The sequence below is a fragment of the Streptomyces sp. WAC06614 genome, from assembly GCF_003949795.1.
Classification (GTDB): Bacteria; Actinomycetota; Actinomycetes; order Streptomycetales; family Streptomycetaceae; genus Streptomyces.
This window is the reverse complement of the sequence record NZ_RPRY01000023.1, coordinates 20436-43017: the sequence shown is the minus strand read 5'-3', so window position 1 is coordinate 43017 and position 22582 is coordinate 20436. Positions and strand designations below refer to the sequence as shown.

At 67.9% G+C, this 22582-nt stretch carries 15 protein-coding genes; 5 read left to right on the top strand and 10 right to left on the bottom strand.

The features are described 5' to 3' along the window. Positions 1 to 134: 134 nt before the first annotated feature. From EF918_RS05365 to dnaK, 9 genes are all read right to left on the bottom strand, one after another. Complete coding sequence (locus EF918_RS05365) at positions 135 to 1265, bottom strand: hypothetical protein (RefSeq protein ID WP_125641563.1); 1131 nt, start codon at positions 1263 to 1265, stop codon at positions 135 to 137. A gap of 61 nt (positions 1266 to 1326) precedes the next feature. Then, positions 1327 to 3030: an FAD-dependent oxidoreductase gene (locus EF918_RS05360; RefSeq protein ID WP_125641544.1), complete on the bottom strand. Its 1704-nt coding sequence runs from the start codon at positions 3028 to 3030 to the stop codon at positions 1327 to 1329. Beyond that, on the bottom strand, positions 3027 to 3149 hold the full coding sequence (locus EF918_RS37980) for a hypothetical protein (RefSeq protein WP_260609827.1): 123 nt from the start codon (positions 3147 to 3149) through the stop codon (positions 3027 to 3029). Before EF918_RS37980 ends, EF918_RS05360 begins: the two co-directional genes overlap by 4 nt. Before the next feature lie 27 nt (positions 3150 to 3176). Continuing rightward, positions 3177 to 3635: a thioredoxin gene (gene trxA / locus EF918_RS05355; RefSeq protein ID WP_125641541.1), complete on the bottom strand. Its 459-nt coding sequence runs from the start codon at positions 3633 to 3635 to the stop codon at positions 3177 to 3179. Then, entirely contained in the window at positions 3632 to 6271 is a 2640-nt protein-coding gene (gene clpB / locus EF918_RS05350) for an ATP-dependent chaperone ClpB (protein WP_125641536.1), read from the bottom strand. The genes trxA and clpB overlap by 4 nt, the downstream gene beginning before the upstream one ends. Continuing rightward, on the bottom strand, positions 6262 to 6669 hold the full coding sequence (locus EF918_RS05345) for a chaperone modulator CbpM (protein ID WP_125641532.1): 408 nt from the start codon (positions 6667 to 6669) through the stop codon (positions 6262 to 6264). The genes clpB and EF918_RS05345 overlap by 10 nt, the downstream gene beginning before the upstream one ends. Beyond that, positions 6666 to 7619 (bottom strand): DnaJ C-terminal domain-containing protein, encoded by a 954-nt coding sequence (locus EF918_RS05340; protein ID WP_125641529.1) that lies wholly within the window; start codon positions 7617 to 7619, stop codon positions 6666 to 6668. The genes EF918_RS05345 and EF918_RS05340 overlap by 4 nt, the downstream gene beginning before the upstream one ends. A gap of 6 nt (positions 7620 to 7625) precedes the next feature. Further along, complete coding sequence (locus EF918_RS05335; RefSeq protein WP_125641526.1) at positions 7626 to 8246, bottom strand: nucleotide exchange factor GrpE; 621 nt, start codon at positions 8244 to 8246, stop codon at positions 7626 to 7628. A gap of 9 nt (positions 8247 to 8255) precedes the next feature. After that, a complete protein-coding gene (dnaK, locus tag EF918_RS05330; protein WP_125641523.1) occupies positions 8256 to 10163 on the bottom strand; it encodes a molecular chaperone DnaK in 1908 nt (635 codons plus the stop codon). A 217-nt stretch (positions 10164 to 10380) separates the two neighbouring features. Here dnaK and EF918_RS05325 point away from each other — a divergent pair, with 217 nt between their 5' ends. Continuing rightward, complete coding sequence (locus EF918_RS05325) at positions 10381 to 12162, top strand: helix-turn-helix domain-containing protein (protein ID WP_125641519.1); 1782 nt, start codon at positions 10381 to 10383, stop codon at positions 12160 to 12162. Positions 12163 to 12574: 412 nt separating this feature from the next. On the opposite strand, the gene EF918_RS05320 is transcribed toward EF918_RS05325, so the two are convergent. Further along, on the bottom strand, positions 12575 to 13717 hold the full coding sequence (locus EF918_RS05320) for a site-specific integrase (protein ID WP_260609821.1): 1143 nt from the start codon (positions 13715 to 13717) through the stop codon (positions 12575 to 12577). A 1492-nt stretch (positions 13718 to 15209) separates the two neighbouring features. Here EF918_RS05320 and EF918_RS38965 point away from each other — a divergent pair. The 4 genes from EF918_RS38965 to EF918_RS05295 all read left to right on the top strand — a co-directional run bounded on the left by EF918_RS38965 (position 15210) and on the right by EF918_RS05295 (position 22542). Further along, a complete protein-coding gene (locus tag EF918_RS38965) occupies positions 15210 to 15527 on the top strand; it encodes a hypothetical protein (protein ID WP_312847812.1) in 318 nt (105 codons plus the stop codon). A 456-nt stretch (positions 15528 to 15983) separates the two neighbouring features. Beyond that, positions 15984 to 19568 (top strand): DEAD/DEAH box helicase family protein, encoded by a 3585-nt coding sequence (locus tag EF918_RS05305; RefSeq protein ID WP_260609820.1) that lies wholly within the window; start codon positions 15984 to 15986, stop codon positions 19566 to 19568. After that, complete coding sequence (locus EF918_RS05300; RefSeq protein ID WP_125641516.1) at positions 19565 to 21004, top strand: restriction endonuclease subunit S; 1440 nt, start codon at positions 19565 to 19567, stop codon at positions 21002 to 21004. The genes EF918_RS05305 and EF918_RS05300 overlap by 4 nt, the downstream gene beginning before the upstream one ends. Then, a complete protein-coding gene (locus tag EF918_RS05295; protein ID WP_312847811.1) occupies positions 21001 to 22542 on the top strand; it encodes a class I SAM-dependent DNA methyltransferase in 1542 nt (513 codons plus the stop codon). Before EF918_RS05300 ends, EF918_RS05295 begins: the two co-directional genes overlap by 4 nt. Positions 22543 to 22582 lie beyond the last annotated feature (40 nt).

Genomic DNA, 22582 nt, shown 5'->3' with positions numbered 1-22582 from the left:
GTCCTGACCACCCCGCCGGTCATGGGCGCAGCCCTCCTGGGCCTGGACGCCCTCACCGCCCCACCCCACCTGTACCCGACCTTGCGCTCGCACTTCGGGGAATCCGCGCCCGGGCGATGAGCCGGTCCTCCGACTCAGGTCGCCCCCTGGTCGCCGTGGCCGTCCCTGGCCATCTGGCGTCGTTCCTGTTCCCGCTTGGAATAGGCGGCGGCCCGGATGGCCTCGTCGCTCTCCAGGCCTGAGCCCAGCGCGCCGCCCACGGTCGCGGTCGAAGCGACGAACCATGACAACGTCCACAAGTCCGTTGCGTCCAGCGGCTCGCGTGTCAGCGAAGCGAACACCTGGTCGTTGAGGATGAACAGCGCCCACACGACGTTGATGAGCAGCAGACCCACGTAGCAGACCAGCACCCCGATGCCCACGGTCAGTACCGTCGAGGTGTTGTAGAGCCTCGCCCTCTGCCTCGCCTCCGGGGAACCTTCCGCCGTGCGGTGCCACAACTGCGCGTCCACGACGATCCAGCCGATCATGAGCGCGACAGAGCCGACCATGGCGATCACGAGGCGCGGTGCGCTCAGGGCCTCGGCGAGACTCCAGACGGTGGAGTTCACGGTGGCGACCGCGCCCGTGGCGAGTGCGGCCGCCAAGGCTTTCGACAGCCCCGGCACCAAGCGCCAAGGCCGGTTGGCACGGACCATACCGGCGAGCACCCGCAGGTATCCGCGGGGCCCGCTGACGACGTACCGCAGATCGGCGGTCTCCTCCTCACCGACCCGGCCCGGACGAACGGGCGTGAGACGAACGCCGAGCGGTTGTGGACGCCGTCGACCTCGCGGTCGCTCCCGAGCACCGGTGTCCTGCGGGCCCGCCAGGTCCAGCACGGCCTCTTCCACCGCCCGCCGTGCCCTCGTCTGCAGGCGCAGACCCCCCAGAGAGGGAAGCGAAAGCAGCGCCAACCCGTGGTCGTGACTCAGGTCCGCCACGAGCCTGCGACCGTGGGCGTGCAGCGGAAGGTCGGTGAGGGCCACGACGATGTCCCAGTCCTCCGTGCTTCCGCGGTCCTTGATCCGACGCATCAAGGTGGGCGGGTCCTCGGTCCCCGCGCTGAAGGGCTCACTGACCACCTTGACGTCGAACCGCCCCTGGCCCGCCTTGTCGGCGAGCCGACCGGAAAGGGCCCGGGTCATGCGCCGAGCGATGTCCGTCGGCGCGTCCGGATCCGCCAGGAGGACCACGACCGTGACGTCCTGAGGCGACCTGTGCATGACCCGACCTTTCTCGTCGGCTCCCTCCACGATCGAGGGTCCGGCCGCCTGCCGTACGCCGTCAGGGGCGGACCAGGTTGCCCGTCACCTCCCGGTGTTCGTGCACGAAGCGAATCGCCATGGCCCCCTCACCGGCGGCCGAGGCCACTCGCTTGACCGAACCGCTCCTGACGTCGCCGGCGGCGAAGACCCCCGGAAGGGTCGTCTCCAGCAGCAGCGGACCCCGGCCGAGCGACTCCCAGCGGGACGCGTCGGCCGCCGCCCGGGCGTCTGCGCCGGTGAGGACGAAACCCTTCTCGTCCAGGGCCAGCACGCCCTTGAGCCAATCCGTGCGCGGCCGGGCCCCGATGAACACGAACAGCGCTGCGGCCCGCAGCTCGCGGCGCTCACCGCTCGCGGTGTCCTCGACGACCAACGACTCCAGCTTCTCCTCCCCGCCGACGCCCCGGACTTCGGTGTGGAGCAGCACCTCGATCTTCGGATGCTGTTCCACCTGATCCACCAGGTAACGCGACATGTCAGCGTTGAGGTCACTGCCCCGGACGAGAAGACGGACCTGGGACGCGTGGTTCGCGAGGAACAGCGATGCCTGCCCGGCGGAGTTCCCGCCACCCACCACGGCGACCGGATCCGCCTGGCAGAGACTGGCCTCGTGGACGGTCGCCGCGTAGTGGACGCTGATGCCCTCCAGGCGGCTGATGTCCGGGACCTCCAGCCGGCGGTACCACACACCCGAAGCGAGCACCACGGTACCTGCCCGCGTACGGGACCCGTCGGTGAAGGTGACGACGTACTCGTGACCCTGCGGGGTGAGCCCCGCGACCTGGGCCGGCACCATGAGGTGAGCACCGAACTTATGGGCTTGGAGCACCGCGCGTTCGATGAGCTCGCCCCCGGAGATGCCCGACGGAAAGCCGAGGTAGTTCTCGATGCGCGACGAGGTGGCGGCCTGGCCTCCGGTGGCCACCGCCTCGACGGTGACCGTGGTGAGGCCGTCGGAGGCTCCGTACACCGAGGCGGCGAGTCCCGCGGGGCCCGCGCCGACCACCATCACGTCGCACCGCGCGGCCTCCGGCAAGGGGGCGGGCAGCCCGATGAGCCGGGCGAGTTCGGCGTTGCTCGGATTGCGCAGCACCCGCTCGCCCTTCCAGAGGACGACAGGGGTCTCCTCGGGCCGGATCGAGAACCGGCGCAGCAGCGCATCAGCCTCCTTGTCCTTCTCCAGATCCACCCATCGGTGGGGCAGCCGGTTACGGGCGGCGAACTCACGCAGCCGCAACGTGTCCGGTGAATAGCTCGACCCCAGGATCCGGAAGCCGGCACCGAGGCCGATGAGCAGGTACCTGCGGCCCAGATAGGCGCGGAGGATCAGGTCGCCGAGGACGGGGTCGCGGCCGACCAGGGCGCGTTGCCGCTCCACCGGAACGGCCAGGATCTCGCCGGCCTGACGCATCACGGCGGTGTCGAAGGCGGCTTGGCCCTCCAGCAGGCCGAGTTCACCGAGGAACCTGCCCGGCCCGTGCACGGCCACCGTACGCTCCTCGGGCCCGCCGTGGTCGTGGAGGATCTCGACGGTGCCGCTGAGGATCGCGAGGAACTCCCGGAACGGATCACCCTCCCGGTACAGCACCTCGCCCTCGTCGACCCTGCGGCGTTCACCGTGCGCGGCCAGGTCCTGGAGCTGCTCCGGTGTCAGACGCGGGAACGCCCCGTACCGGTCGGGTGTCTCACGGACCGCACCCTGCTCGTACTCGGTCGTGTTCATCGGACCAGGACCTCGTGAACGAAGCACCAGCGCCGGTCCTCCCCCGGCTGGAAGCCCTGCGGCGTACGTGGTGTCACCGGGCTCACCATCGCCAGGTGGGGGTCGGGGATCGTGGCCATGGGGTTCTCCTTCCGTGCGGGGCGGGTTCAGCCGCGGTCGGCGACCGGGCGGCCCGCCATCGCCTGCTCGACCCACGCGCGCAGCACGTGCGCGGGTGCCGCGCCGGCCCGGCGGGCGACCTGCTCGCCCCGGTCGAGGACGAGGAGGGTCGGAACGGCCTGTACCTCGAACCGGCGGCTGAGCTGTGGGTTCCTGTCGACGTCGACCTTGACGAGCTTGATCCGTCCGGCGAGGTCGCGGGCGACCTGTTCGAGGGCGGGGCTGACCATGCGGCAGGGGCCGCACCAGGTGGCCCAGAGGTCGACGACGACGGGTACGGTGGCGCGCTCGGCCACCTCGGCGAAGTCGTCGTCACCGGCGTCCACCAGCCAGGGCAGCGGCTGCTTGCAGTGGCCGCACCCGGGCCGGCCCTCGGCGGCCACCGGGATCCGGTTGCCGCGCCCGCAGTTCGGGCAGGTCACCGTCGTCGTCCGGGTGGTGTTCACGCCGCCTTCGCCTCCCAGGCCTCGTCCTGGCCGTCGTAGGTGACGACCAGCTCTCCGTGCTCGGCGTCGACGCGCACCGTCGCACCGTCCTGGACGTCGCCGCGCAGCAGGGCGCGTCCGACCAGCGTCTCGACCTCGTGGGAGATGTAGCGCCGCAGCGGACGGGCCCCGTACACCGGGTCGTAGCCCTGGTGGGCGATCAGCTGCTTGGCGGCGTCGGTGAGTTCGACGGTGATGCGGCGCTCGGCGAGCCGTTGCCGCAGCTCGTCGAACTGCAGCTCCACGATCCGCTCGATCTGCCGCTCGCCGAGCGGCTTGAACAGCACGATGTCGTCGACCCGGTTGAGGAACTCCGGGCGGAAGTGTCCGCGCAGCTCGGCCATCACCAGGGCACGGGCCTCGGGTTTGATCTCGCCCTCGGCGGTGGCGCCGTCGAGGAGGTGCTCGGAGCCGATGTTGGACGTCATGATGATCACGGTGTTGCGGAAGTCGACGGTGCGGCCCTGGGCATCGGTGATGCGGCCGTCGTCGAGGATCTGCAGCAATGTGTTGAAGACGTCGGTGTGCGCCTTCTCGATCTCGTCGAACAGCACGACCGAGTAGGGCTTGCGGCGTACGGCCTCGGTGAGCTGGCCGCCCTCCTCGTAGCCGACGTATCCGGGCGGGGCGCCCATGAGCCGGCTGACGGTGTGCCGCTCCTGGTACTCGCTCATGTCCAGCCGGACCATGTTCTCCTCGGAGTCGAACAGGGCTCGGGCCAGGGTCTTGGCCAGCTCGGTCTTCCCGACGCCGGTGGGGCCGAGGAAGATGAACGAGCCGATGGGGCGGCGGGGGTCGCGGATGCCGGAGCGGGCGCGGATGATGGCGTCGGCGACGAGCTTGACCGCCTCTTCCTGACCGATGACGCGCTCGCGCAGGATTTCGTCGAGGCGCAGCAGTTTCTCGCGTTCGCCCTCCTGGAGGCGGGCGACGGGGACGCCGGTCCAGGCGGCGACGATCTCGGCGATCTCCTCCTCGGTGACGACCTCGCGCAGCAGCCGTTTCTGCCCCTGCTTGGCGGCCAGTTGCTCCTCCTCCGCGGCGAGGCGGCGCTCCAGCTCCTGGAGGCGTCCGTAGCGGAGTTCGGCGGCGCGGTTGAGGTCGTAGGCGCGTTCGGCCTCCTCCGCCTCGTGGCGGACCTGCTCCAGTTCCTGGCGCAGCTCCTGCACGCGGCGGATCGCCTGCCGCTCGGCCTCCCACTGGGCGCGTTTGGCGTCGGCCTCGGCGCGCAGGTCGGCCAGTTCCCTGCGCAGCTCCGCCAGGCGGGCCTCACTGGCGGGATCGGTCTCCTTGGAGAGGGCGGCGTCCTCGATCTCCAGGCGGGTGACGCGGCGGGTGATCTCGTCGAGTTCGGCGGGCATGGAGTCGATCTCGGTACGCAGCCGGGCGCACGCCTCGTCCACGAGGTCGATGGCCTTGTCGGGCAGGAACCGGTCGGTGATGTAGCGGTGGCTGAGGGTGGCGGCGGAGACCAGCGCGGTGTCCTGGATCTTCACTCCGTGGAAGACCTCCAGGCGTTCGCGCAGTCCGCGCAGGATGGAGACGGTGTCCTCCACGCTCGGCTCGTCGACCAGTACCTGCTGGAAGCGGCGTTCGAGGGCGGCGTCCTTCTCGATGTGCTTGCGGTACTCGTCGAGGGTGGTCGCGCCGATCATGTGGAGTTCACCGCGCGCGAGCATCGGCTTGAGCATGTTGCCCGCGTCCATGGCTCCTTCGGCGGCGCCCGCGCCGACGACGGTGTGCAGTTCGTCGACGAAGAGCAGGATGCCTCCCTGGGCGGCCTTGACCTCGCTGAGCACGGCCTTGAGCCGTTCCTCGAACTCACCGCGGTACTTGGCCCCGGCGACCAGGGAGCCCATGTCGAGGGCGAACACGATCTTGTCGCGGAGTCCTTCGGGCACGTCGCCGCGGACGATGCGCTGGGCGAGACCCTCGACGATGGCGGTCTTGCCGACGCCCGGGTCGCCGATGAGGACCGGGTTGTTCTTGGACTTGCGGCTGAGGATCTGGGTGACGCGGCGGATCTCGGCGTCCCGGCCGATGACCGGGTCGAGGCTGCCGCTCCGTGCCTCGGCGACGAGGTCGCGGCCGTACTTCTCCAGAGCCTCGTAGGCCACCTCGGGGTTCGCGGAGGTGACGCGCTGGTTCCCACGGACCTGGGTGAGCGCGCCCAGGAACGAGTCCCTGGTGATGCCGGCCTCCTTGAGCAGACGCCCGGCGGTGGTCGACGAGCCCTCCTCCGCCAGGGCGAGCAGGAGGTGCTCCACGGACACGTACTCGTCCTTGAGGCGTTTGGCCTCCCGTTCGGCGGCATCGAGCAGGCGGGCCAGACGCTGGGTGACGAAGACCTGGCCGGGGGCCGCGCCGGGGCCGGTGACCCTCGGGCGCCGGGAGAGTTCCCCGCGCACGGCCGCGCGCAGTTCGTTCGGGGCGGCACCGGCCTGTTGCACCAATCGCGGGATCAGGCCGTCCTCCTGGTCGAGGAGTGCGAGCAGCAGGTGTTCCCCGTCGACCTCGGTCTGCCCCATGCCGACGGCCGCGGTCTGGGCCTCCTGGAGGGCTTCCTGGGACTTCTGGGTGAGACGATTCATGTCCATGGGGGGTTTTCACTCCTCGTGCCGCGCCCTCGCAGGGCGGCTTCGAGCAGACTGATGCGATCGAGCAGGTCGAGCACCAGGCCGATCGAGGCGTAGTTGAGGCAGAGCCCGGAACGCAGCCGCTGGATGCGGGCGAGCACCGCCGGGGCCGTGGGGTCGAACACCAGGTGCCCCGAAGCGTCGCGGTCGGCGTCGACCAGTCCGAGGGCGACGAACCGGCGGATCAGGTCGGGGTGGAGTCCCGAGCGACGGGCCACGGCGTCCAGGGAGAGTCTGCGGACGGGCACGAGCGCGTACCGGACGGCCGTCGCGGCGGTGGGGCCGGTGCCCGTGCGTACGGGACGGTCGCCCGTGCCGGCCCGGCCGATGCCTGCCGCTCCCGCGGGTCGGTCGATCATCGTGTCCTCCTGGGGTCGAAGGGGGAGGTGGCGGCGAGCTCCTCGAACAGTTCGCGCTCCCGGTCGCCCAGGGTGGGCGGAACCATGATGCGGAGTTCGGCGTACAGGTCGCCGTCGGCGCCGCGCGGGTCGGGCATGCCCTCACCGCGCAGCCGCAGGCGCCGACCGCTGGACGAGCCCGCGGGCACGGTGACCTTGGCCGTGCCACCGCCAGGGGTGGGCACGGGCACGGTCGCACCAAGGGCCGCTTCCCAGGGGGTGAGGGGGACCTGGACGTGGACATCGCGGCCGTCCAGCCGGAACTGCGGGTGGGGCCGGACACGCACCCGCAGGTACAGGTCGCCTCCGGGGGCGCCACCGCTCCCCCGACCCCCCTCCCCCGCCAGCCGGATGCGCTGTCCGTCGGTGACGCCCGGCGGCACGTCGACCTCGTACCGTCGCGGCTGCCCGGTCGGTCCGGCGAGTGTGACGGTGCGACGGCCGCCCTGGAACGCCTCCTCCACGGTGAGCGGCAGCTCGGCCTCCTGGTCGGCTCCCGGTACACCGCCGCGGGCGGCGCCCGCCCCGAAGATCGAACCGAACAGGTCCTCGATGTCGATGTCCTCCGCCCCGAAGTCGTCGCCGAAGCCGGTGGCGTACCGGACGCGGGGGCCACCCGCGCCCGTGGTCCTCCGGGCGCGGAAGCCGCCGCCCGCGCCGGCCGCGACCCGTTCGTCGAAGTCCTCGGGGATCTTGCGGAAATCCTCGCCGAAACGGTCGTAGCGGGCCCGGGTCTTCGGGTCGGACAGGACGCTGTACGCCTCGTTGAGGTCCTTGAAGCGTTCCTCCGCCCGCGGGTCCTTGTTGACGTCGGGGTGGTTCTTGCGGGCGAGTGTGCGATAGGCCTGCTGGATCTCGTCCTGGCTCGCGGTCCGCGGCACGCCCAGCACCTCGTAGAAGTCCCGTGCCATGACCGGTCACTCCCGTTTCGCGACCGTCACGGCGGCGGGCCTGAGCTGCCGCTCGCCGTCCCCGTAGCCCGGGCGCAGCACGTCGACGACCGTGCCCGGCGGGGCGTCGGGGTCCTGGACGACGCCGACCACCTCGTGCCGGGCCGGGTCGAACGCGGTGCCGGTCTCCGCGTGCCGCGGGTAGCCGAGCAGTTCGAGGACGTTCACCGCCTGGTCGCGGACCGCCTGGACGCCCTCCACGATGGCACCGGGATCGGCGCCGGCATGGGTCAGGGCGAGTTCGAGGTTGTCCAGGACGGGCAGGAAGGCGGCGGCCGTCCGGGAACGCTCGGCCGTCCGCTCCCGCTCCAGTTCCCTGGCGTGGCGCTTGCGCAGGTTGTCGAGGTCCGCGAGGGCGCGCCTCCAGCGGTCCTGCAGTTCCTCCAGCTCGGCCGCGTACTCGTCCTCGGACGGTGCGGGGCCGCCGCCGGCCCCACCGGGTCCGGGGTGCCCGTCCGTGACGGGCACCCGCCCCGTCGGCGGGTCCGAGCGCGGCGCATCCCCGGGGGAAGGGGCTACGGCGCCCTGGGCGCCCGGACCGGTGTGCTCGGGCACGGCCGGGTCGGTTTCCCTGGGGTGGCTGGACATGGCGGTTCCTCAGTCCTTCGCGAACTCGGCGTCGATGACGTCGTCCTCGTCGTCACTGCCACTGCCGCTCGTGGGACCGCCGGTGGTGGGGTCCGGCCCCGGGCCGCCCGTGTCGGCGGCGGCGCCCCGGTGGGCCGCCAGCCCGGCGAGCAACTGCTGGAGTTCGGAGGCCAGGGGCCGCACGCGCTCGACGCCCGCCTCTTCCTTGACCGCCGCCCGGGCATCGGAGACCAGCATCTCGGCGCGTGCCCGTTCGTGCGCGGGGGCCGCGTCGCCCAGTTCCGCCAGGCGCCTCTCGACCTGGTAGGCGACGGCGTCGAGCTCGTTGCGGGCGTCGACGGCCTCGCGGAGCGCCTGGTCCTGCCCCTGGTTCCGCTCGGCCTCCTGGACCATGCGGTCGACCTCGCTGCGGTCCAGGTTGGAGCTCTCGCTGATCGTGATGCCCTGTTCCTTGCCGGTGTCCCGGTCGCGGGCCGTGACGTTGAGGATCCCGTTGGCGTCGATGTCGAAGGTGACCTCGACCTGCGGTTCGCCCCGCGGCGCCGGCCGGATGTCGGTGAGCTGGAACCGCCCCAGCACCCGGTTGTCGGCGGCCAGCTCGCGCTCGCCCTGGAGGACGACGATGTCGACGGCGGGCTGGTTGTCCTCGGCGGTGGAGAAGGTCTCGGAGCGGCGCACCGGGATGGTGGTGTTCCGCTCGATGATCTTCGTCATCACGCCGCCCCGTGTCTCGACACCCAGCGACAGCGGGGTGACGTCGAGCAGCAGGACGTCCTTGACCTCGCCCTTGAGCACCCCGGCCTGGATCGCGGCGCCCAAGGCCACGACCTCGTCGGGGTTGACGCTCATGTTGGGCTCCTTGCCGCCGGTGAGCCGGCGCACGAGGGCCTGAACGGCGGGGATGCGGGTGGAGCCGCCGACGAGGATGACCTCGTCGATGTCGCTCTCGCCGACCTTGGCATCGGTCATGGCCTGCTGGACCGGTCCGAGGCACCGCTCCACCAGGTCGCTCGTGATCTGCTCGAAGGTGGACCGCCTGATCGAGTCGGTGAGGTGCTTGGGGCCCGAGGCGTCGGCGGTGATGAACGGCAGGCTGACCTGCGTCTGTGTCACCGAACTCAGCTCGGTCTTGGCCTTCTCCGCGGCCTCGAACAAGCGTTGCAGCGCCTGCGGGTCCTTGCGCAGGTCGATGCCGTTCTCCTTCTGGAAGTCGTCCGCGAGGTGATCCACCAGACGCCGGTCGAAGTCGTCGCCGCCCAGGTGGCTGTCACCGGCGGTGGAACGCACCTCCACCACGCCGTCGCCGACGTCGAGGATGCTCACGTCGAAGGTCCCGCCGCCCAGGTCGAAGACGAGGACGGTCTCGTGCTGCTGCTTGTCCATGCCGTAGGCGAGGGCTGCGGCGGTCGGCTCGTTGATGATCCGCAGCACCTCCAGTCCGGCGATCCGGCCGGCGTCCTTGGTGGCCGTGCGCTGCGCGTCGTTGAAATAGGCGGGCACCGTGATGACCGCCTCCGTGACCCGTTCCCCGAGCTGTTTGGACGCGTCCTCGGTGAGTTTGCGCAGCACCTGGGCGCTGATCTCCTCAGGCGCGTACACCTTGTCGCGCACCTTGAAACGGGCCGCCCCGCCGTCGCCCTCGACGACGTCGTACGCGACCGCCCTGGCCTCGTCGGAGACCTCGTCGAAGTGCCGGCCGATGAACCGCTTGGCCGAGTAGATGGTCCCCTTGGGGTTGAGAATCGCCTGGCGTCGGGCCATCTGGCCCACCAGACGCTCGCCGGTGTCGGTGAACGCCACTACGGACGGTGTCGTGCGGTTGCCCTCGCTGCTGGGTACGACGGACGGCTCCCCGCCCTCCCACACGGCGATCACCGAGTTCGTGGTACCCAGGTCGAGACCCACTGCCTTGGCCATGAGAAGACTCCTCTCGGTACGGCGGGCTGCCAGACCCTGTCCAGGATCGTCAGCCGGGTGGCTCCGCGCCTGCTCCTGACGAGTCAGAAGTGCACGGGCCCGGTGGCCCCCCGAGTACGAGGGGGAAGAATCCGGACCCCTCGGATGAGCCGCCCCCGCTGGGGTAGACGCAGGGACGATCGCCTCCCCGGGGCTCCGGAGAGAACGGAGTGATCCCATGGCCGGCAGCCGGTCGCACCACGTGCACGGCCGCTGCTCCGATGGGGAGGGCAGCCTTCCCCCGGGTAGCGCCGGGCGGCACCGCGCGGATGGGCGGAGAGAGCCGCGCCCATCGGCCGAGGGGCCGACCGCCCGTGCCCTCCACGAAGTGACGGAGCTCTCCCGCGCCCTGTTCGAAGCCCCGAGCGCAGGCGAGATCCTGCGCCTGGCCATGCACCACGTAGCAGCCGCCGGGCCCTACCGTGCCGAAGCCGGATACCTCGAGGTCGACGGCGACCTGGTCCCCAGCCCGGGGAACGCTCGCGCCCGGGCCGCATCCGTGGACCGGAGGGTTCGGGAACTGGAGGGGCAGGACGGGCCTGTGACCGTCCTCGACAGGCCCTGGGGCCGGGCCCTGGGGCTACGCGGGACGGAGAGGCTTCACGGCTACCTGGTGGTGACCTCCCGAACCCGGCCCACGAGGGCCCAGCGGTCCCTGCTGGCCACGCTCGTCCGGCACACCGCCGCTGCTCTGTCGGTCGCCTTCGCGCAGCGCCTCCAACGCGAGGCCGCGCAGGAGCTCCACCGGGTCAGGGAGGACCGCGCGGCTCTTCAGCGGCAGCTGAACTCCGTGGTGTCCGAGCTGGGGAACCAGCGGGCCGTTCACGCGCTCATGGCCGACATCGCCGCCTCGGGCGGCGGTGAAGAGGCCGTCACCCGCGCACTGCACGAGCTCACCGGACTTCCGGCACTGGTCGAAGACCGCTTCGGACGGCTGAAGGCCTGGTCAGGTGCCGGCCGCCCCGACCCCTACCCGGAACCGGACCCCGTCCGCCGGAACCACATGCTGCACGCCGTCGCCCGGGAGGCCGGCCCCGTACGGATGAAGGACCGGCTGATCGCTCTGGTACGCCCCCATGGCGAGATCCTGGGCGTACTGGCACTGGTCGACGCCCTCGGTGAGGCCGACGAACACACCCTGTGCGCACTGGAGCACGCCGCCGCCTCGCTCGCCCTGGAGCTGACGCACCTGCGCACTCTGGCCGAAGTGGAGCTGAGGCTGCACCGTGAGCTGGTCGACGACCTGCTGGCAGGAACGGATGCCGCGAGCGCCTACGCCCGGTCCGAGGCGGTCGGACACGACCTGCACCGCAGCCACTACGTCGTCGTCGTGGAGTGGTCGAACCGAACCGCGGACGATTCGTTCGCCCGGGCCGTGGGCCGGGCGGCCTCTGCCGTCGGCATGCACTCGCTGGTGACCCGACGCTCCGACCACGTGGTCCTGGTCGCTGACGACAGGCCGCACGCTCGCGCGCTGCACGAGGCGCTCGCCCGGGAGACCGGAACACCGTCCGGAACGATCGGGGTGAGCGCCCCCTCCGACTCCGTGCCCGACATCCCCCACCGCTACCGGGAGGCCCGGCGCGCCCTCGAAGTGCGTCTCCATTCCCGTGAGCGGTACGGCACGACCTTCTTCGACGAGCTCGGGCTGTACCGCATCCTGGGACCTGGCGCCGATCACCGGGAACTGGAGGGGTTCGTCCACGAGTGGCTCGGGCAGCTCATCGACTACGACTCCCGACACCACGCAACCATGGTGGAGACCCTCTCCCGGTATTTCGACTGCGGCGGCAACTACGACGAGGCCGCAGCGTCCCTCGCGATCCACCGCAGCACGCTGCGCTACAGGCTGCAGCGCATCCGCGAGATCAGCGGCAACGACCTCGCGAACGTCGAAGACCGGCTCAACCTCCAGGTGGCGACCCGAGTATGGAAGATCGTCCTGGGCGGATCCGGCTGACGACCCTTCCCGGAGCCGTGCCGACGGGCCGGTGCATCGCACCCGACGCCCGTCGCACCCCTCCCGCGCACTCAGAGGAACGGCAGGTCAGAAGCCCTTCTCCACCGGCTCCAGGATCGCCACGCACTCCACGTGATGCGTCATCGGGAAGATGTGGACACCTAGGGTGGCGAACAAAACCGCAGGTCAGAGGCCATTTCGCTTCGCCTCTCGAAGGGCCGTACGTCAAACGAGCGTCACCAGCGTCGGTGTGCGTTACGGGCGAGCGCGCTGTTCAAGCTGAGCCGCGATGCAGGAAACCCGGTAGCCAGGGCAGCGGAAACAAGCACGGCGCTGCCGGCCACACCCTGGTGGGTGTGGCCGGCAGCGCCGAGGAAGGCGTGATTGGCGAGATGGGCGTGATCACCCACCGCTACCGGCTGGTGCTGCTGCCCTTGTTGGAGGTGGCACCCGCGGGAACGATCAGCTGGGAGTCCAGCCGCTCCCAGGCACCGAGAACCGCCTGGTGAGCATCGGGAGCAAGGTGGGCGTACCGCTGTGTGGTCTGGTAGCTCTCGTGCCCAAGGAGGTGCTGTACCTCGTACAGCGACACGCCCTTCTGGACCAGCCAGGAGGCACAGGTGTGGCGCATCGAGTGTGGCGGGTAGTGCGGCACCGGCATGATCGTCCCGTCGGCCTCTGTGTAGTGCGCGCTCTTCACCGCCGGCCACCACGTCTGGGTCCGCCAGTTGCCGTCGTCGAGCAGCCGGCCGGTCCGGCCCTTCGTGACGGTGGTGAAGACGACACCCGAGCGGTCGCGGCCTCTCATGTGGCGGGCAAGCGCATCGAGCACGTGCTCTGGGATCGGGACCTCGCGGCGGCTCTTCGAGCTCTTCGGGTACTCCTTGATGCCCGATTTCGTATTGACCTCCACGACGAACAAGCGGCTTCGCCGCCCGTCGATGCGGTGCCCGTGAAGGCCAGCTTGCTCTCCCCATCGCAGGCCGGTGTAGAAGGCCGGCAAAGCCATCGTCTGCCACGGCTGCTGGAGCTCGCCGAGGATGGCCTGGGCCTCCTCCACGGTGAACCACTGCGGCGGCTTGACAGCCTCCCGGGGCAAGTCGATGCGCCTGCACGGCGTCACGGCAATGAGGTTCTCGTCGACCGCCGCTCGCATGATGGAGGACATCAGGTTGTAGGCCCGCCGGATCGCCGAGGCCCCCTTCTTGTCCACGACCATCTTCCGCACCCAGGACTGCACATCCAGACGGGCGATCGCGCGCACTCCCCAATCAGACCAGTATGGCGCGATATGGGTGCGTATACACGATGCGTCACCCCGCTGCGTGTGGGGTTCCACAACTCGGGCTTCCCACCAGCGGTCGTGCCACTCAGCGAATTTGATCTTCCCAGCCTGCGGATCCTGATAGGCATTCCGGCGAAGTTTCGCTTCCTGCTCCAGGCCCCACTCGCGGGCCTGCGTGCGCAGAGGGAACGTTTCGGTGAACCGCTCGCCAGCATGGTTTCTGACAGTGGCCTGCCAGTTTCCGGAGGCCAGCTTGCGCAGGTACGGCATATTCCCTTTCCGATTGTCTTCTGAACGCCGACGGCTCTCGCCGCTAACACGTCTGGGGGTGAGACTGGACTCAGCGCCGGGGCGAGGCAGCAGTACGCCGCCGGACCAGTTCATGCACGTCCCCGCTCGGGATGCGGACACGCGAGCGCTCAGTGCCGGTACGCAGGTCGACAACCGACAGCTCGCCCGAAGAGATCTAGCGGTACACGGACCTTCGGCTGATGTCGAGGATCTGGGCTACGCGGGGAACAGAGAGCAGGGTTTCGCACATGATCAGGTCTTTCTGCTTCACCTGGGCTTCCGACGACGCCCGCGCAGTATCTGCACAGGGCATGTAAGGGGCCGCAAACGGATTCGGACAGGGCAGCCCGCACCACGCCACCGCCAAGTAGGCGGCGCGAACTACGTCAATGGTCTGGAGGATCCCCGGTTTGGCTAACCGGGGATCGTCGGTTATACGTACGCCTCAGCGTGGGTGCGCGGCGCCGGCAAGAGGTGTCAGGTAGCCACCCGAAATGAGCACGGCGATCGCCCCTGGGCCTCGTTCTCGACAATCACAACCCCGTCGCTGACAACGGGGTCGAGACTTCGTGGGACTTCCTCCTCCGAGCCCCACTCCACAGGCTGCCTACGACACTCACTCCTGGGTACGCGGCCGTGCGGGCGAAGACTGCTCGATCCTGGCGGTAGAGATCTTGGAGGAGGTCATCGGCAAGAAGGCCGGCCGTACGGAGACAGGGACGGATCAGGGCGGTGAGGCCGCCATGGCGATGATGCCGGAGGGCACTTCATGCATACGGAGCGCTGAGAGTGGTCAGAAAGGGGCCAAGAGCCGCAGAGCGGCGAGGGACGGTCTTGGGCAGAGGATCTCCTGAAGCGATGACACGATCGAGGGCGCGGCGAGCCCGGCGGCCGCATACAGCACCGGGCCTTTCTGACCTGGTGTTTTCTCGGACGTTGTACGTTGACATGGTCCGGGCGAGCGTTCCAGCCCCTTGCGCCTCTTCCACGTCTGCCGTGGGCGAATGTTCCGAGCGGGGGCGGGGATTCGTGCTTCGACCGGGAAACTCACCACGAGGTCGGACCGGACTTGACACGATCACAAGCATGACGCCGCATCCCCTCCTTGACGTCCCCCACATCAGCGCAGTCGACGCCTACCTTGCGGAGATCGGAACGATCTTTCGTACTTTCGCCGATCAGGACTCCGGGTGCATCTCGTACGGAGTCCTGATCGATGGGCGGAGATGGTTCGTGAAGACCTCTTCCGCACCGGCAGCGGTGTCCTCGCTGCGCGGAGCGGTCGCCGTGCACCAGGCCGTCGCGCACCCAGCCATCACGCCCCTCCTACACAGGATCTCGACGGATGAGGGGCTGGCTCTCGTCTACCCCTGGGTGCTGGCGAAGTTCTCTATCATCCCACGAGGTCACGAAGCGGTGGCAGAACGGCGCCCGACAGCCTAATGGCCCGATTCCGCAGGCTTGCCTTCCCGTGGTCCACGCCGCCCTGGACACCATCCTGGATGCCCATCTGGCCGTGGAGGACACAGGACTCGTGGCCGTCGACCTCTACGACGGCTGCATGCTGCATGACTTCGAAGAGGGGCGGATAAGGCTGTGCGACCTCGACGAGTACCGGCAGGGACATTCACGCTGGACGCCGACCGGCTCCCCGGCTCCAGCCGGTACATGGCCACCGGAGGAGTTCGTACGGGGTTCGGTGATCGACATCCGTACGACCGTGTTCACCCGGCAGGGCGCGGCGGCTCCTCCTCGACGCCGACGACGAGGAGAAGCAGTGGCGCGGTAGCCGCGGCCAGCTGACCGTGATCCAGCGAGCCACAACGGCAGCGCCGACGGGTCGGTTCCCCTCAGTACGCTCACTTGCCGAAGCCTGGAAGGCGTCAGCCTGAGTGATCTGGAACTCTCCGTGGCCGGCGTCCGGAACGGCGGCGCGCGATACCGTTCACGAGGCCGCCGCACAGGAGATATCGATGTCAGCATCAGGTGCAGGGCCGGGCCACTCTTTCGTTCAGTGACCTGCTCGTCACTCAGCGCGCACCAAGCAGGGGCTGGGCCGCACTGCGTGACAGCCAGCGGCGTCGAGGTGAAGCACACAGGAACGCACATCGGCTGGCCGGACGAACACCACGCAATCTCTGCGGTACTGCCCTCAGGCCCGTTCGTCGCCACGGGCCGTCGAGATTGGGTAGCGTTGTGCGATCTCACTAGATCTGATGCGAAGTGATTATTGGGGGAGGATCCTTTGAGCCAGGCGCCCAGCCGTATCGACCCGCGCCTGCAGGAGCTGGCTGCTCGATCTGCGAACTTCGGTTTTCTGCTGTCGCACCAGCCGTTGCTGCTCCTCTACGGTGCTGGCACGGAAGCCAACGCGTTCGATGTCCCGGATACGGCCCTGATCCAAGGCCGCAAGTTCGGCGAGGTCCTGGCCGCTGACCTCATCCGCCGATCTGGCATTACGCCTCGACGGGGTGACCACGCCGGCCGGTTGCACGCCCTAGTCCGAGCCGGCTTCCTCGATCAAGCCATCCGAGAGTTGTTCGACGATCTCCGCAGGCCAAACCTCGGGCCAGCGCCCAATCACTTCGCCGCAGAGCTAGCGGCCCTGAGAACGGTTCGGCGGTGCTTTCGGCTGGGCGTCTGGTACCACCGTCTGCTGACCGGCGACCGCGAACAGATCCCCTTCATCCCTCCTCAGCTCCCTCCCCCACTGCTGGCCGCCGAGACTGAAGGCCCCGAGCTTCAGGCCATCCGTGAGGAGATCGACGCCGCGTGCCGCGATCTCGAGACCTCTCGCATCACCTACACCGACCGAGATCTCGCACCTGAGCGGTCGTTGGAACAGGCTCGCGCCAGCGCAGCTGCCGACCTAACCCGGGCCGCAGCGGCTCAGGCCGCGGTGGCTGACCTCCTCAAGGCCCTAGCGGACGAGAGGACCCTTCTCCAGCAGCGCTTCGATGACGAGCGGATTGGAAAGCGGCCGACCGCGCGGCAGCGGGAAGCCCTCGCCTCCAGCGCACGACGGGCATCCCAAGAGCCTCTCAGCGAGGCACGGGTCCGAGACCGGATCGACGACATGCTTGTTGAGGCGGGATGGTCCGTGCAGGACGGACAAGGAAGCCAAAGCCTGTACGCGGCTCGTGGTGTTGCCGTCCGTGAGGTCACGACGGCTGCGGGCCGTGCGGACTATCTGTTGTACCTGGACACCAAACTCGTCGGTGTGATCGAGGCCAAACACGAGGGTGCTGATCTGGCGGTCGCCGAGCGCCAGGCGGACCGCTACGCCGCAGGCTTGACAGCAACCCAAGACCTTCAAGCCTGGCAGACACCGCTGCCCTACCGATATGTCAGCGACGGTGGAATTGTCCGATTCCGTGACGCGCTCGACCCAGACTCGCGCACCCGCGACGTGCACTCGTTCCATCGGCCCGAAACACTGGCCCGATGGATGCGGGAAGCAGACGCAGACCTGGGCGCCCCAACCTATCGGGCTCGGCTCCGTGAGCGCCTGCCGGCGCTCGACTACCAAGATGTCGTCAGCGGCCGACTGCGGCCGGCCCAGTTCGACGCAGTGCAAGGGCTGGAGGCAGCGCTACGCAGGGGCGACCGTCGGTCTCTGATCCAGATGGCAACCGGCGCAGGCAAGACCTACACCGCGGTCACGGCCGCCTACCGGCTACTCAAGCATGCCAAGGCTCAGCGGATTCTCTTCCTGGTGGACCGAAACAACCTGGGCGCGCAGGCTCATTCCGAATTCACCAATTACACCACCCCGGACGACGGCAGAAAGTTCACGGAGCTCTACAACGTAGACCAATTGACCGGATCGACCGTTCTGGAATCGTCCAAGGTCGTCATCTCGACGATCCATCGTGTGGCAAAGTTGCTGAAAGGCGAAGATCCCGGCCCATCGGATGACTACAGTGACGTATCTTCCTTCGAAGAGGAAGAGGAGGCAGTAGACCCAGGGGCACCGGCAGCCGTCATCTACAACGACAGACTGCCCCCAGAGTCCTTCGATCTCATCATCATCGACGAATGCCACAGGTCGATCTACGGCAAATGGCGCGCCGTCATCGAGTATTTCGACGCGCACTTGGTCGGCCTAACTGCAACGCCTGTCGCACAGACTTTTGGATTCTTCCATCGATTGGTTAGCGAGTACACGTACGAGCAAGCCGTGGCGGATGGCGTTGCCGTGGACTACAGCACGTATCGGATTCGTACGCAAATCACAGAGGAAGGGTCTGTAATTCCGGTCGACACACATGTGCCGATCGCGGATCGCCGCACGCGGCGTCGCCGCTACGAGGAACTGGACGAAGAGTTCGCTTATGGCGCGAGCCAGGTGGGTTCCGATGTCATCAGCGTGGGGCAGCTGCGTACCGTACTCACCACCTTCCGCGACAACATCCCGGTGATCTTTCCGGAGCGGCAGGCTGTGGCCCCGGACAAAAGAATGGTGCCTAAGACACTGATCTTCGCACGACGCGAAGCTCACGCCGATGAGGTCGTGGAAATGGTCCGCGACGTCTTCGGAAAGGGAAATGATTTCTGCAAGAAAATCACCGGATCGGTCGCGAAACCGGACATACTCCTATCCGAATTTCGCAACACGCCGGAGCTGCGGGTAGCAGTAACGGTCGACATGATCGCCACAGGCACCGATGTACGCCCGATCGAATGCGTGCTGTTCCTGCGCGACGTTAAGAGCTGGGCTTATTTTGAACAAATGCGCGGTCGCGGATCCCGTACCATCGACCCTACCGAGCTGCGGGCAGTAACCCCCGATGTTGCAGAGAAGACCAGGTTTGTCGTAATCGACGCAATCGGGGTCACGGAAAGCCACAAGCGTGAAACCCCAGCCGTTGAGAGGGACGACGCCAAGCGCACCGCGCTACGGAAATTGTTGAGTAAAACCGCAGGCCATACCATTAATGAAGACGAGGCCGAAGAATTGGCCCTTCGGCTGTCGCGACTCGCGCGTACCCTGACCGCCGAAGACCACGGCGAAATCAGCCGTCTTGCCGGCGAACCACTCGACACTGTCATCGGACGGATCATGAAGGCAGTCGACATTGACCATCTCGACGAGGTCCGGCGCACCAAGGGCGCCCAAGGTGTGCACGACGAAGTGCAGAAGGCTGTTCAACCGCTGGCTGCTAATAAAGAACTCCGAGACCTGCTGATCTATATCCGGACCAACCAGCGCATCGTCTACGACGAGGTCAGCTCAGACCAGCTGATATTCGCCGAGCCAGTCGAGAATGCTCCAGCCACCGTCGCAAGTTGGCGGGAGTACGTCACCGAGCATCGTAATGAGATCGCCGCGCTTCAGGTCGCACTAACTGGCCAAGGTGGCCGGGAGGTACACCCCCGAGAGGCATATCAGCGCCTTCGAGACCTGGCTGCCCGAATTGCCAGGCCGCCACACCAGTGGACCGTTGAACGGCTCTGGCAGGCATACGAGCAACTGGGGCAGGCTGTGAGTACTCCCGGTGTCAAGCATGGGCCGCCGGACCTGGTCTCGTTGATCCGGTTCGAGTTGGGGCTGGACAATGAGGTGAGGCCCTACAGGGCCACCGTCGAGGAGCGATTCGCCAACTGGATTGCCCGCCAGGCCCAGGCTGGCGTGGTGTTCACCCCAGACGAGCTCTGGTGGCTTGAGCGGATTGTCGACACCATGGCCACCAGCGTCCGGTTCGATGTAGCCGACCTCGACCGCGTACCCTTCACTGAGCGCGGAGGTACCGACGGGTTCCTGCGCGTCTTCGGCGACGATCGCGCCGAGGCAGTCCTAGACGAGCTGGATCAGGAACTCACCGCATGAGCGAACTGCCGCCTGGCTGGCTGCGAGCACCGCTGGCAGATTTCGCGGAGGTTCGCCTCGGCCGGCAACGATCGCCGAAGAACCACACTGGCACCAACATGCGCCCCTACCTGCGCGCGGCCAACGTTGGCTGGCATGGTCTCCTCCTCGATGATGTGAAGACTATGCACTTCACCGACGACGAGGCGGAGGTCTATCGCCTGCGCCGCGGTGACATCGTGGTGGGCGAGGCGTCAGGGAGCGCTGGCGAAGTTGGCAAGCCGGCCCTGTGGAACGACGAGATCGAGGACTGCTGCCTCCAGAACACTCTGATCCGAGTGAGGGCACGGCGCGTCGAACCCCGCTACCTCTTGCATTACCTCCGCTATGAGGCTCTGCGCGGTGCCTTCGCTGCAGACGCCCGGGGCGTCGGCATCCACCACCTTGGGGCCACCCGCCTGGCACGGTGGCCGATCAGCATCCCGCCGCTAGCTGAGCAACATCGCCTGGTCGCCGAACTCGAGGACCGCCTCTCCCAGCTGGACGCAGTGGCCTCCAGTCTGAACACCGTGGTCGCCCGGATGTCCCGGCTCCGCACCAGGATCACGGACTTCGCGACCACTGGGGGCCTTGCCCCGGCGCAGCGGGCGGCCGCCCACCTCGCCCCCGCTGGAATCGACGACGGTGAGTTGCCCCCGCTTCCGCGGAACTGGCGCTGGGCCCGGCTCGGCCAGATCGCTGCAGTCGTCGGTGGCGTCACCAAGGACACAAAGAAGCAGAACGACCCCTCCTATGTCGAGGTGCCCTATCTTCGGGTAGCCAATGTGCAGCGCGGGCGCCTCGAGCTCTCCGACGTGTCCACCATCAAGGTGGCGCCGGCGAAAGCCGACCAGCTGTACCTGAAGCATGGCGACGTGCTTCTCAACGAGGGTGGCGACCGCGACAAGCTTGGACGCGGCTGGATCTGGGAGGAACAGATCCCTCAGTGCATCCACCAGAACCATGTCTTCCGCGCCCGCGTCGACCAAGAGGTCCTCCATCCCAAATTGCTCGCCTGGCATGCCAACGGCTTCGGACAGCGCTGGTGCGAGAGGAATGGGAAGCAGAGCGTCAATCTTGCGTCCATTAGCCTGAGCAAGATCCGGATGCTGCCGGTCGCCATCCCACCGCAGGACGTTCAGCAACAGCTCGTGAGTGAGATCGAGGAACGCCTAAAGATGGCGGATGTGGTCCACAGCTCGGCGACCGCCGGCCTGGAGCGCCTCGCCGCCATACGAAAGGCACTACTCCGCACCGCGTTCTCCGGCCGACTCGTACCACAAGTTCCAGAAGATGAGCCAGCGTCCGTCCTCTTGGAAGCAGCCCGGGCGGACGTCCCGACGCCCCTAGCCGGAGCCCGTAAGCGCGTTGCCAGCAGGCGCACGCCGAAGAAGGAAGTACAGGAGACCCTGCTGTGACCAAGCCAGGCGCATTGCCGCGGATGGCTGAGGCCGAGGCCCTCGTCAACAAGCTCTGGAGCTACTGCAACGTCCTCCGGGATGACGGCGTTTCGGTCACAGACTACGTCGAGCAGTTGACCTATCTGCTCTTCCTCAAGATGGCCCATGAGCAGAAGACCCGTCGGCTGAACCCGGTCGATATCCTCGACGGTCTCAACGCCTGGCAGATCCTCTTCGACGCAGAGGGAAGGGAACTCGAGGAGGCGTACACGAAGATCCTGTTGCAGCTCGCTGGCAAGGGCGGCACGCTCGGCCGGATCTTCCAGAAGGCGCAGAACCGCATCCAGGACCCGGCGAAGCTGAAGCGACTGATCCGGGAGCTCATCGGCAAGGAGAACTGGTCGGGTACGGGCGTCGACATCAAGGGCGATGCCTACGAGGCTCTGCTCGCCCGGGGCGCCGAAGACGTCAAGTCCGGGGCTGGACAGTACTTCACGCCGCGCGATCTCATCCGAGCGATCGTGGACTGCATGCAGCCGACACCCGACGACACAATCGTCGATCCCGCCTGCGGTACTGGCGGGTTCCTCCTCAGCGCATCGGAGTACATCCAAAGCCACCACGACAGAGGCCTCACGCCCGAACAGCGCGAGCGCTTGAGCGCTGGTGCGATTCGCGGGAACGAGCTGGTCGACGGAACCGCCCGCCTTGCAGCAATGAACCTGCTGCTACACGGCATCGGGCAGCCGAACGGCGAGTCGCTGATCGACGTGGGCGACGCACTGGCCAAGCCGCCGACCCGGCATGCGTCTCTCGTCCTGGCCAACCCGCCGTTCGGGAAGAAGTCCTCGATCATGGTCTTCGGGGAGGATGACGAGATCGAGCGCAAGGACCTGGCCTACCACCGCCTCGACTTCTGGGTCACCACCAGCAACAAGCAGCTGAACTTTGTCCAGCACATCTACACGTTGCTCCAGACGGGAGGCCGGGCCGCCGTCGTCGTCCCTGACAACGTCCTCTTCGAGGGCGGCCCCGGCGAGACCCTGCGCAGGCGCCTGCTCCAACAGTGTGACGTGCACACGCTGCTGAGGCTGCCCGCCGGCATCTTCTATGCGGGCGGCGTCAAGGCCAACGTGCTCTTCTTCGACAAGCTTCCGCCGAGGGCGGACGGCAAGCCTCAGACCAAGACGCTGTGGGTTTACGACTTCCGCACCAACCAGCACTTCACGCTGAAGCAGAAGCGCCTTCGGCGGGAAGACCTGGACGACTTCGTCGCCGCGTACCGCCCGGGCGAGAGCCGGGAGCTCCGGCAGCCGTCCGAACAATTCAAGCCCTACGACGTCGACTACTTGCTGAAGCGTGATCTGGTCGATCTCCGGCTGCTGGCGAGCGTTAAGGATGAGTTGGCCGACAACGAGGACGACTTGCTCGAGCCTCATGTGATTGCTGACGAGATCGCACAAGAGCTTGAATCTGCCCTGGCAGAGCTGATGTCCCTCGCGGACGCATTGCGCCCTGCGGGCCTCGCTCTGCAGGACACCGAGCAAAGCGAATAACGGAAGCTGGTTCATCGGCGATGGCGAGAGTTGGCGCCGA